The following is a 12512-nucleotide window of genomic DNA, read 5'->3' as shown; positions in this document are numbered from 1 at the left end:
CACCGCCTAAAAATCGACAATAATAGCATCATTATATCACGATATAAGCAGAAACAGACTCTGACAAAAAGATTGGAGTGCATTGATGAGATATGCATGTCAAGAAAAAGCTCAGTTAAAGAATGTTGTTGATATTGAACAGCTTCAGGCGGACGCTTTCCGCGGGCAACGCTTCAGCCTCCTCGAGCTCGTTCCTCACTCTGCGGGGTCTTCAGCTGTTGCTTTTCCCGCTGGAGTCGCCGCCTTACGCTTCTATTTTTTTAAATATCAACATTAAAAGCTAACAGAGCCAAAGAAAAAAGAAGCAGTTGGCTGCTTCTTTTCTTGTTACTGTTCCATCTGTTTTGCTAAAAAGCCTGCGGCTGTTTCAGCTAATTTTTGTTCGACATCGCCGATTTGCTTGTCCGATTTACATAGCAAGACAACTGCACCGATCGGATCCCCGTTCGCCACAATAGGAGCAATGACATGGGCAACAGACTCACTGTTCCCATCCACGACTTCAACGGATGTAGCTTGAGAGGAAACGACCGATTTCCGATCACTCATTGATGTCTCGATGATTTTACCGATATTTTTATTTAAGTAATCCTTCTTTCCCCCACCTGCTACCGCAATAAATGCATCTCTGTCAGATATGAGTGCGATATGCTGGGTGTGCTCATACAATGACTCTGCGTACTCCTGAGCAAAATCTCCAAGCTCACTTATCGGAGAATACTTCTTCAGGATGACTTCCCCTTCACGGTCAACGAAAATTTCAAGAGGATCTCCCTCACGAATGCGCAGGGTTCTTCGAATTTCCTTTGGAATGACGACCCGTCCAAGATCGTCAATACGACGTACGATACCTGTGGCTTTCATTCTTTGATGCCCTCACTTTCTATCTTTGCAAGATAATTGAGATACAATAGCATTCATGGTACGAATGAATAAATATACCATTCATTTTCCTTTAGTATCCGTACGTTAGCCTAATCTATTCACAGAAAACGGAAAATTCTCCAAAGAAAATCTGTCGAGACCAAGCTTCTGACGCATAACGTGGTGGATTTTAGTTGAGATCCACTGTATTGATTGTGTTTCCTCTTATTTAATTGTGGACACTCAGGCTTGAACGGTTTCTTTCTTGGCATTTGGGAATTGTTCAAGCACGTCTTCAATCGTTTTTAAGAGCTGCTCGTCACTCAACCTTCGTGTATTGACCAATACTTTTATTTGTTCCTTTTCCATACCTAGGTTTACATGTCTCCCGATTTTGTTGACGATGTCGAACAGCTTACTGCCATCTAGATGGGACGTCGTTTCCTTCGAAGTCAGAATTTGGACTTGATTATTCTTCAGCTGCTCAATCTTAACGATTTTCTCTTGTGCAGCATACAGCTTGATTCTGGCAACAGCGAAAAGATTCTGAACCTGTTCTGGATAATCTCCAAATCGATCGATCATTTCATCATGAAGATCCAAGACATCATCAAAGCTAGAGATCCCTTTAAAGCGTTTGTACATATCGATTTTCTGCTTCTCATCTTCTATATAAGATGAAGGAATGTAAGCATCCACATTCAGATCGAGCTCAAGCTCAACCTGCTTCTTCTTAGGCTTTTCACCTTTACGTTCTTCAATCGCCTCTTTCAACATTTGAGAATACAAATCAAATCCAACTGAGTCGATGAAACCATGCTGCTGAGCTCCTAGCAGATTCCCTGCTCCACGGATGGATAGATCCCGCATCGCGATTTTGAACCCGGATCCCAATTCCGTGAATTCTTTTATGGCTTGAAGGCGTTTTTCCGCTACCTCTGTTAACACCTTATCACGTTGATACATGAAATAAGAATATGCGACGCGGTTCGACCGTCCGACTCGTCCACGGAGCTGGTACAGCTGGGATAGTCCCATCTTGTCTGCATCATGTACGATAAGCGTGTTGACGTTCGGGATATCAACACCTGTTTCAATGATCGTCGTGCTGACCAGTACATCATAGTTCCCATCCAAGAAATCGATCATGACCGACTCCAGCTCACTTTCCCTCATCTGTCCATGAGCGTAAGCGACACGAGCATCAGGGACGAGCTGGGAGATCTGTTCAGCCATTCGTTCAATCGATTCCACTTTATTATAGAGGTAATAGACTTGCCCACCCCTCGATAATTCACGCTCTATCGCTTCACGAGCAACCGCCCCGCTGAACTCGACCACATAGGTTTGCACCGGGAAACGATTCTCCGGCGGTGTCTCGATAACGGAAAGGTCCCGGACTCCGAGCATCGACATATGCAAGGTTCTCGGTATTGGAGTAGCGGTCAAGGTGAGGACATCGACATTCGTTTTCATCTGTTTGATCTTCTCTTTATGAGTGACCCCGAAACGTTGCTCTTCATCGATAATCAATAGGCCTAGGTCCTTGAATTGAATGTCCTTTGACAAAAGCCTGTGTGTCCCGACAACGATATCGACTGTCCCAGCTTTCAGACCCTTCAATGTTTCCGTCTGTTCCTTACGTGTTCTGAATCTGCTTAGTGTCTTGATCGTAATCGGGAATTCTGCGAAACGTTCCTGGAACGTCTCAAAGTGCTGTTGAGCAAGGATCGTGGTCGGAACGAGGAACGCCACCTGTTTTCCATCATTGATGGCTTTGAATGCTGCACGGATTGCCACTTCTGTTTTTCCGTAACCGACATCCCCACATAATAATCGATCCATTGGTCGTTCTTTTTCCATGTCTTTTTTGATTTCCTCGATCGCTCGTAATTGATCCTCTGTTTCTTGATATGGGAAAGCACTTTCGAACTCCTGCTGAAGTCCGGCATCCTCGGAGAATGCGTATCCCTTTGTGGCTTCACGCTCTGCATACAGCTTGATCAGGTCATCGGCGATATCTTGAACAGAAGATTGGACTCTGCTTTTGACCTTCTTCCATTCACTTCCGCCAAGTTTATAAACTTTTGGTTCCTTCCCTTCAGAACCAACGAATTTCTGCACCTGGTCAATCTGTTCGACAGGTACATAAAGCTTGTCATCCCCTGCATATTTTAAGTGAAGGTAATCTTTATGGACACCATTGATCTCCAAAGTCTCGATCCCGAGGTATTTCCCGATTCCATGATTAACATGGACGACATAGTCGCCAACCTTCAACTCTGAATAGCTCTTGATACGCTCGGCATTGGAAACCCTTTGTGGTTTACGGGCTTTTCGTGTTTTCTTTGTGAATACTTCGTCCTCAGTCAAAACGACGAGTTTCTTCATCGGAAGCTCGAAACCGCCGTTCAAATCACCAATCATGATATGGTTCTTTCCTGGAGTAAGCGGCGTTTTCCCTTCAACAATGGATGCTTCGATTTTATAATCCTCCATAACACGCTCCAGGCGCTTGGCTCGCTCCGCATTAGCTGCCATAAAGACGACGGCATCCTTGCTTTTGTGCCACCTTTGGACTTCAGTCAGGAGCACATTTAATTGACCATGGAAATTCTGCATGGCCTTACAGCTCATATTAATGATGTTTTGAGGGTTTGTATGGGGCACATGTCTTAAAAATAATGACAAATACAAAAAGACGAGATCTTCACGATCGACGAGGTCCTCGTAAGAATGAGATAAATCCAATCCAGTAACCGTTTCCCCCTGGTTCAACAGGGCAGTGTGCCACTCCGCCTCTTCTTTCTCAAGCTGTGAAGAGGTTTCCTGGATTCGACTGATTTCATCCATGATGACAACCGGATTTTCGGGTAAATAATCTAGTAAACTACCAGGGCTGTCATAATATTTGGAAATGTACTTATACATCCCTTGGAATGTTTGTTGTTGCTTCAACTGCTCGATATCATAACCGATATTTTCAGTCAGTTTATCTTTGACTCCATCATCTTTGATTTTTTGAAGCGAACGGGATAAAGCCAACTCTAAATTGGCAGCCGCCTTTTGATAATGTTCAGGAAAAAGGATGATTTCTTCGGAAGGTCCCACCTTGATCTCCTGAAGCTGATCCTCTGATCGTTGTGTCTCAACATCAAAATACCGGATGGAATCCACTTCTGTGTCGAACAATTCAATTCGTAATGGTTTGGTTTCAGTAAGCGGATATACATCGAGAATCCCTCCGCGAATACTGAATTCCCCAGGAGCTGTAATCATATCAGACCGCTCATAACCCATCGCAATCAATTGACCCTTCACCCGATCAAGGTCGATATCCGTCCCTCTTTCAAAAACAACATGACTGGATTTCCAAACAGTTGGAGGCGGGATCATCCTTCTTAACCCTGCAATCGGGGTGATGACGATGCCACCCGTATTGCGATCAGTTAACCGATTCAGAACATCGATCCTTTGCGACTTCAGTTCTGGACTCGCAATCGCAATTTCTGCTGATGTCAGTTCGTTAACAGGATATAAATGCACAGTGTCTTCACCTAATATCCCAGCCAGGTCTTCATAAAGCTTTTGTGCCTGGAAAAGGTTATGGGTGACAACAAGCTGAGCACGACCATTCGCCTGATACAAGCATGCCATCATTAACGTTCGTGCTGAACCTGACAAGCCTGACACAAGCTGCTCTCGAAGACCTTCAGACATCCCGGTTGCAAGCGAATGAAAGTCATCATTATCACAAAAATAATTAAGTAAACCTTGCATCATTTATCTCCTTCCCGATAGGAATGGGAGTTACAGTCCCTCTTCTATTTCTTCATGGTGCTCTGTTAAAGAATGTTGTTGATGTTGAACAGCTCCAGGCGGACGCTTCCCGCTGGATTCGCCGCCTTGCGCTTCTGTTTTCTTTAAATACCTTAAAAGCGAACGGAGCCATTTCACTCTTTTTTACAGCAAAAAATGCCTTGGCTCCGTAGCCAAAGCTAATCATTGTATGAATGAATCCAATGCGTGGTAATCAGGGTTCCTTCTCAGCATTTCATAACAGTCCTCACATATGGATTTTACATGAACATGTCCTTGATCATCATAGGATAGATATTCCTCGCGTTCATGATCTGTCAGCTGATTGAATCCTAGGTTTGTTGTTTCGATTGTATTGACATCAAGCCTTCCAATGTCGACCTTACAATGCTTACACGTATAATAAACCGCCATCATACGCCTCCTCAGTGACCTGGCATACTAACATTATGGTCGCCAAGGATGGATTCTATTCACCCGTTATATCGGTTCATCACTTGAAGGAATGGCGTGTCAATCCAGTTTTCACAAGCCTCAGCGGATCGTTGGAGTGATTCTTCGATCGCTTGCTTTTGATCAGGGCGAAATGATTTCAACACATACTCATGGACGGGTTCTCCATGCTCAGGTCTTCCGATCCCAATCCGGATTCGCTTGAAATCTTGGTTACCTAGATGCTGGATGATGGACTTCATCCCATTATGACCTCCTGCACTTCCTTTTTCACGTAACCGGAGCTTACCAGGAGCAAGATCCAGGTCATCATAGATGACAAGAAGATCGTCTTGTTTGACCTTATAATAGTTCATAAGCGGGATGATTGAATCACCTGAACGGTTCATGTAGGTTAATGGTTTCAGTAAACATATTTTATGCCCGTTCACTTCCCCTATGCCAAATAGGCCGTTAAACTTTTGCTTATTCAACGGAATCGATAACGAATCCGATAGCTGATCAATTACTTTGAATCCTACATTATGGCGCGTCTCTTCATATTTATTCCCTGGGTTCCCTAGACCCGCTATTACCTTCATGTCTTCATATCCTTCCTTTTTCAACAACTGTTTGATCTTGTTCAGCATGTTAGAGACTCCTCAATTGAACTTTCTTATTCTATTCAAGATTAAGATGTTCCATCCTCCTTGGAGGATGTTTTCAACTTCATTACAATTCACCAGCCAGGTGGAGAAACTTAATCTGGGTCTGCTTTCCAGACACGATAGAAGAGGCGTAACCAAAGCGGCTACGCCTCTGTATGAATCATTTGAAGTTTGTTTATTCTTCTTCTTTCTTGTCTTCCTTTTCTTCCTCTTCTTCAGAACCCTCTTTATCATTGATCACTTCTGGTTCTTGATCTTCTTCTTCCACCATTTCTTCCTCAGGCTCTTCCGTCGGTGGTGCAATGGATACGACGACTTCCTCAGGATCAGTCATGATGTTATAAGAGGAATTCTCCATGATATCTGCAACTGTGAAAGCATCACTGATGTTCAATTCTTCGATATTCACTTCGATTTCACTCGGAATATCAGCTGGCAGTGCACGAACTGTAATTTCATGCAGGAAGTGCTGGACTACGCCGCCTTCCTTGACACCTGCTGCTTCTCCAACAAGATGTACAGGTACATCTGCATCTGTCTCTTCATTCAAATCAATTTCGCGGAAATCGACATGGATCAAGAGATCTTTCAAATGATCGATTTGAAGGTCTTGAACCATTGCAGAATGCTTCTCATTGTCAATTTTCAAGTTGATGACAGCATTTCTTCCATTTTCACGGATGGTTTTGATGAAGTTAACACGGTCCAGATAAATCGGCTTACTATCGCCATTGCCATAGAAAACGCCTGGAACGTTTCCTTCTTCACGAAGCTTTCGTGTAGTAGATCGACTGAAATCAGTTCTTGGTTTTACATCTAAATCAATAGCCATAACGAAATCACCTTCCTGTGTCAGTTGCTATTTTAAAACTATACCCGAAAACAGATAGGTTCAAACATATGATGTTGAAAAAGATTCATGCTGATCATTGTTGATTTAGAAATCCACTCCCTTTCCGCGGGCGAACCGCAAGCCTCCTCGCTCACGTATGTGATAAACCATGAAGATTATCGTTCGCTGCGGGGTCTCGCCTGGCTCGCTTTTCCCGCTGGAGTGTCGTGAATTATCATGAAATCAACAAATGACATAAAAAGCTTTTGAAAGATTAGTCAAAAAGTTTACTTACAGATTGCTGTTCGTGTACACGGATGATCGCTTCTCCGAGAAGTTGTGCCACAGAAAGCTGTGTCAATTTGTCGATGAACTTCTCTTCTGGTAATGCAATCGTGTTAGTAACAACAAGCTCCTTGATCTTTGAATTCTGAATACGTTCAATTGCTGGGCCTGACAACACTGGATGTGTACAGCAAGCATATACATCACGGGCACCATTTTCAATCAATGCGTTCGCTGCTAGTGTGATTGTACCCGCTGTATCAATGATATCATCAATCAGAATCGCTGTTTTTCCTTCGATATTACCCACGATATTCATGACTTCCGAAACGTTCGGACGAGGGCGGCGCTTATCAATGATCGCAATTGGAGCTTTAAGTCGATCCGCCATTTTTCTAGCACGGGTAACGCCACCGTGATCAGGAGAGACCACTACGATGTCGTCCAAGTTCTTGCTTTCGAAGTAATTCGCAAGAATCGGTACGCCCAACAGCTGATCAACTGGAATATCGAAAAATCCTTGAATTTGTGGCGCGTGCAAGTCCATTGAAATGACACGAGTAGCACCAGCAGTTTCCAAAAGATTTGCAACCAGCTTCGCAGTAATCGGTTCTCTTGAACGAGCTTTACGGTCTTGTCTTGCATATCCGTAATACGGAATCACCACGTTGATTGTTTTAGCAGATGCACGCTTCAACGCATCAATCATGATAAGGAGTTCCATCAGATTTTCGTTTACTGGTGAAGAAGTGGATTGGATGACGTAGACTTCGCCACCACGGATACTTTCTTCAATATTAATCTGGATCTCACCATCACTGAAACGTTGGACGGAGCACTTCCCCATATGGACCCCGATATGTTCGGTAATTTCTTGAGCTAGATGTTCATTAGAGTTCAACGTAAATACTTTCAATTTGGAATTCTCGTACTTGGACATGCTTATTCCCCCCTGAGGTTGTTTTGCTTATCTTGGATTTTGGAAACGTATCCTTCTTTGTTCAATTGCCTTGCTCTTGCAATGGATAATGCTTCGCCTGGTACATCCTCCGTAATGGTGGATCCTGCAGCAACATAAGCATTCTTTCCTACGGTTACAGGAGCAACCAGGTTGGAATTGCATCCGATGAAGGCACCATCTTCAACCTTAGTAAGATGTTTGTTCTTTCCATCATAGTTGACGGTGATCGATCCACATCCAAGATTTACATCTTTTCCGATCTCAGCATCGCCGATATAGCTCAAGTGGGAGGCTTTACTTCCATCATCCATTTTTGACTTCTTGATTTCGACAAAGTTTCCGACCTTGATATTGTTTCCAAGGTTCGATTGAGGACGGATATGGGCAAACGGACCGATGGCGACTTGGTCACCCACTTCACTGTCATGGACAACAGATTGCTTCACAGTCGTCTCGTTACCGATCTGACTGTCTTTAATCTCAGTGTTCGGACCAATGATGCATTCCTCACCGATCTTGGTTTCACCGGTAATGACGGTACCTGGATAGATGACCGTGTCTTGGCCAATCTGCACATCAGAAGCGATGTACGTTTGTTGTGGATCAATGATTGTCACACCGTTTTTCATATGCTGCCTGTTGATACGTTTCTTCATCAGTATTTCTGCTTGAGACAATGCTACTCGATCATTAATACCGATCGTTTCTTCAAAAGTAGGGGTTTGATAAGCTGCCACGGTTTCATTCAAATCTTTGGCGATTTCAATGACATCCGGAAGATAATATTCACCTTGAACATTATCGTTGGTCACTTGCTTTAATGCTGCAAATAACAACTTGTTATCAAAGCAATACGTTCCTGTATTTATCTCTTGCACAGCCTGTTCTTGTAAAGAAGCATCCTTATGCTCGACGACCTTGGAGACCGTCCCATCTTCATTTCGGATGACCCTTCCATATCCAGTTGGATCTTCAGCATGTGCTGTCAACAACGTGACTTTTGCGTTTTCCTTCTCATGGTGACACAAGAGACCTTCCATTGTCTCGGATGAAATCAATGGCGTGTCACCACATACGACAAGTGTCGTTCCTTCGAGATCACCAAGTAAGTCCTCGGTCTGCATGACAGCATGTCCAGTTCCTAGCTGTTCCTCTTGGAGCACATAATCGACTTCAGGACCTAATTGATCCTTCACCTTCTCAGCTCCGTGACCGATTACTGTCACAATCCGTTCGACATCAACTTCTTTAATTTGATCGACAACATGTTGCACCATCGGCTTACCACCGACAGGATGCAATACTTTATATAAACGAGATTTCATGCGTGTACCTTTTCCAGCTGCTAACACAACTGCATAACGTTTCGACATAAATATCCTCCAATGCTTGCTGTCCTAATATCCACTATGAATATATCTCATAATTCTTTTTGATTCAAGGAAAGCCAGCATTTGTCGCCATTTTGAAACAATATTGTCATCGCAATCGTTATGTAGAGCGCGATTCCTCGCCCGCACAACCAATATTAACCATTATTTCCAGCACAATAAAAGAACCTAATCAGTTTATGATCAGGTTCTCGGTTGCGTAGATTATTAGGATGCACCCGCTTCTTCTAGTGCTGACTCTAATTCCCCTACACGATGGTATTCGGTTAACACAGCTGTCTGAATCTTCTCACGAGTGTTGGATGTGATTGGATGTGCGATATCACGGAATTCTCCATCTGGCGTTCTTTTGCTCGGCATTGCCACAAACATTCCATTGTTACCGTCAATCACCCGGATATCATGAACTACGAATTCATGATCGATGGTAATTGAAGCAATTGCCTTCATACGCCCATCTGTGTTCACTCGTCGAAGTCTTACGTCAGTTACTTCCATTTTGTAAAACACACCACCTTTTTTATAAATACCAGCGTACTACGTAGTTTCTACACACTAGTAACATTTTCCTTCTCTAAATATAAAAAATAATTAAAAAATTTAGTTATTTGAATGGTGATGACTTCATCAGGATCCTGCAATCATAAAAAAAGCCGCTCGCTGAGTTATCTTTTCAACGAACGGCTTTGTGATCTTTATATCCAAATTATGATTTGACGAGTGCAATGACTTCAATTTCAATTTTCACATCTTTAGGGAGTCTGGAAACCTCAACACATGAACGGGCTGGTTTATGAGTGTCGAAATACTGACTGTAAATTTCATTAACCTGAGGGAAATCCCCCATATCCTTAAGGAATACGGTTGTTTTGACGACCGTTTCAAGAGAAGCCCCAGCTTCCTCCAAGACCGCCTTCAAATTGGCGAACACTTGATGTGTTTGGGCTTCAAGATCATCTCCGACAAGCGTCCCTTCTGGTGTCAAAGCAATCTGTCCTGAACTATAGAAAAGATTATTGACGATCATTCCTTGAGAATAAGGGCCGATTGCTTCAGGTGCTTTGGATGTGTGGACATATTTCATTCTTTCTCACTCTCCATTCGATCAAGATAATTTCCAGCTTCAACTTGGATCTGTTTCTGTCTCGCATCAACATGCGAAAGTCGAGCGACCGATATATAATCTTCGACAAGCCTCTCCTGAACCTCTTCTTCTGATTCGACCAATACACCGATACCAGCCATCGAAGCGTCGAACTCTTGAAGTAAGTCCATCATGCCCTTGATCGTTCCGCCAGCTTTCATGAAATCATCGATGATAAGGACGTTTGATCCTGAAGACAAACTTCTTTTCGCCAATGCCATCGTTTGTATCCTTTTCGTCGAACCGGATACATAATTGATACTCATGGTCGAACCTTCCGTTACTCGACTGTTACTGCGTACAATCACGACAGGTACATTCAGGTAAGACGCAACGGCATAGGCTAATGGGATGCCTTTGGTAGCAACGGTCATCACAACATCGACCGAACGGTCTGCAAACATCGAGGCAAACATACGGCCTACCTTGTTGATGAAAGCAGGATTCCCGATGATGTCCGTCATATAAAGGTATCCCCCAGGTAAAACACGTTCTGATGAACTTAACAAGCTCTTAAGTTCATCAACGACTTCCTGGGCTTCTTCCATAGAAACTTTAGGTATGTATCGGACACCACCAGCTGCACCAGGCACTGTTACGAGCCAGCCTACTCCTTGCCCTTCAAAATTTTCTTTAATGATCAATAAATCTTCACTTATGGAAGATTTTGCGGCACCGTATCGTTCACTAAAAAAAGAAAGGGAGATCAGTTGATGCGGATGCTGGAGGAGGTATCTTGTCAAATCCACAAGTCTGCTACTTCGCTTCAACTTCATGTGTCATTCCTCCAAAACCGAATATTTTAAGGTTAATATACCACTTTTGTACGTGTTTATTCAACCTTCTATTCGCTTTCACCCAACATCCTTACCATATATACCTCATTGCAGAACCCTCTAAGCCCATTATAGATACGTTGTGCCCGTGTTTCATGAACAGCGAGGCCAAACACAGTGGGGCCGCTTCCGCTCATGAGAACGCCGTCTGCACCTAGTCTTTCCATCTGTTTTTTGATGTGTCGCACTTCAGGGTACTCATTCAGCGTCACAGATTCAAGGACATTTCCAAGTGATGCACAAATCGCCTCATAATCCTTGGATTCAATGGCATCGACCATTTGATCAATGTTGGGATGCTCAATTTGATCCAAATTCAAGTTCCGGTATACGTCAGCAGTTGAAACCCCGATGGAGGGTTTCGCCAGCACGACCCAACAAGGCGGCGGCGAAGAAATCCGTTGAATTTTTTCCCCACGTCCGGTAGCGATTGCTGTACCGCCGTAGACACAGAAAGCGACATCAGATCCGATTTGAGAACCTAGTTCAGCCAATTCATCCAAGCTTAGCCCGAGATCCCACATGTAATTCAAACCTTTCAATGTGGCTGCAGCATCACTGCTCCCACCTGCTAATCCAGCAGAGACGGGAATATGCTTATCAATTGTAATATGTAAGCCTTCGGAACGGTTGAAGGTCTTCTTCAAAAGATCTGCTGCCTGGTATGCTAAATTACGACTGTCCGAAGGGACATAACCTCCTGAGGATTCAATCGTAATTTCATCACGTTCATGTGTGCTCAACTCTATTCTGTCTGCAAGGTCAATCGTCGTCATGACCATTTCCACTTCATGATAGCCGTCTTCACGTTTATGACATACATCTAATGAAAGATTGATTTTTGCAGGAGCTTTAACGGAGTATTTCATTATTATCACCTTCTTATATGACCATTTACCGCTGATAGTTTATCATAACCAAAGCCATTATGTGTAAGCTTTTTCAATATTATTGCCAGAGATAAAAAAGGACGACCCAACAACGGTCAAATTCGAAAGCACGACCTCCGCCATTTGTCGGCAGCTGTGTCGTGGTACGCATTCCTGAATTTGGCCAGTTGTCAGATCGTTCCCTGAATTGCAGTAGTTATTTCGACATTTGTTGTTGTGCAAGTTCGATTGCACGTTTTACCATGTTTCCAGCATCCCGAGAGCGGATCGCTCCCCAGCCTTCCTTTTGCACGGTATCATAGAAGCCTAATTCTTTTGCAATTTCTTCTTTAAAACGGTCGGACATAATGCCGCGTCGTCTACTCATAATTGCGTAAAGCCCCTTTCAAG

General features: G+C 43.5%; 13 protein-coding genes. 1 reads left to right on the top strand and 12 read right to left on the bottom strand.

Features of this window, described 5'->3' with window-relative positions; all coding sequences use genetic code 11:
* The first annotated feature begins 85 nt into the window (after positions 1-85).
* Positions 86-277, top strand: coding sequence for a hypothetical protein (locus tag V1497_RS00365; protein WP_349409069.1), 192 nt, complete (start codon positions 86-88; stop codon positions 275-277).
* Positions 278-327: 50 nt separating this feature from the next.
* Here the strand turns inward: V1497_RS00365 and spoVT are convergent, their stop codons facing one another.
* The 12 genes from spoVT to V1497_RS00305 form a co-directional block, all read right to left on the bottom strand.
* Complete coding sequence (gene spoVT / locus V1497_RS00360) at positions 328-864, bottom strand: stage V sporulation protein T (RefSeq protein WP_349409068.1); 537 nt, start codon at positions 862-864, stop codon at positions 328-330.
* A 243-nt stretch (positions 865-1107) separates the two neighbouring features.
* Complete coding sequence (gene mfd / locus V1497_RS00355; protein WP_349410710.1) at positions 1108-4644, bottom strand: transcription-repair coupling factor; 3537 nt, start codon at positions 4642-4644, stop codon at positions 1108-1110.
* Positions 4645-4866: 222 nt separating this feature from the next.
* Positions 4867-5100, bottom strand: a complete 234-nt coding sequence (locus V1497_RS00350) for an anti-sigma-F factor Fin (RefSeq protein WP_414703590.1) — start codon at positions 5098-5100, stop codon at positions 4867-4869.
* Positions 5101-5156: 56 nt separating this feature from the next.
* Positions 5157-5765, bottom strand: coding sequence for an aminoacyl-tRNA hydrolase (gene pth / locus V1497_RS00345; RefSeq protein ID WP_349409067.1), 609 nt, complete (start codon positions 5763-5765; stop codon positions 5157-5159).
* A gap of 193 nt (positions 5766-5958) precedes the next feature.
* Complete coding sequence (locus V1497_RS00340; protein ID WP_349409066.1) at positions 5959-6615, bottom strand: 50S ribosomal protein L25/general stress protein Ctc; 657 nt, start codon at positions 6613-6615, stop codon at positions 5959-5961.
* 274 nt (positions 6616-6889) lie between these two features.
* A complete protein-coding gene (locus V1497_RS00335; RefSeq protein WP_349409065.1) occupies positions 6890-7840 on the bottom strand; it encodes a ribose-phosphate diphosphokinase in 951 nt (316 codons plus the stop codon).
* Positions 7841-7842: 2 nt separating this feature from the next.
* Positions 7843-9234, bottom strand: coding sequence for a bifunctional UDP-N-acetylglucosamine diphosphorylase/glucosamine-1-phosphate N-acetyltransferase GlmU (gene glmU, locus V1497_RS00330; RefSeq protein WP_349409064.1), 1392 nt, complete (start codon positions 9232-9234; stop codon positions 7843-7845).
* A 225-nt stretch (positions 9235-9459) separates the two neighbouring features.
* Positions 9460-9750 carry a septation regulator SpoVG gene (spoVG, locus tag V1497_RS00325; protein ID WP_221569249.1) on the bottom strand — a complete coding sequence of 97 codons (291 nt, stop codon included), beginning with the start codon at positions 9748-9750 and terminating at the stop codon, positions 9460-9462.
* Between the two features lie 208 nt (positions 9751-9958).
* A complete protein-coding gene (locus V1497_RS00320) occupies positions 9959-10336 on the bottom strand; it encodes a RidA family protein (RefSeq protein WP_349409063.1) in 378 nt (125 codons plus the stop codon).
* Positions 10333-11172, bottom strand: coding sequence for a pur operon repressor (gene purR, locus V1497_RS00315; RefSeq protein WP_349409062.1), 840 nt, complete (start codon positions 11170-11172; stop codon positions 10333-10335). The genes V1497_RS00320 and purR overlap by 4 nt, the downstream gene beginning before the upstream one ends.
* Before the next feature lie 68 nt (positions 11173-11240).
* Positions 11241-12101: a 4-(cytidine 5'-diphospho)-2-C-methyl-D-erythritol kinase gene (gene ispE, locus V1497_RS00310; RefSeq protein WP_349409061.1), complete on the bottom strand. Its 861-nt coding sequence runs from the start codon at positions 12099-12101 to the stop codon at positions 11241-11243.
* Between the two features lie 217 nt (positions 12102-12318).
* On the bottom strand, positions 12319-12489 hold the full coding sequence (locus V1497_RS00305) for a small, acid-soluble spore protein, alpha/beta type (RefSeq protein ID WP_349409060.1): 171 nt from the start codon (positions 12487-12489) through the stop codon (positions 12319-12321).
* Between the last annotated feature and the right edge of the window lie 23 nt (positions 12490-12512).

The sequence above is a fragment of the Pseudalkalibacillus sp. SCS-8 genome (assembly GCF_040126055.1).
GTDB classification, from domain to species: Bacteria; Bacillota; Bacilli; order Bacillales; family Fictibacillaceae; genus Pseudalkalibacillus; species Pseudalkalibacillus nanhaiensis.
Note: the sequence above shows the minus strand (reverse complement) of the source record. Positions and strands in the feature narration are given on the sequence as shown.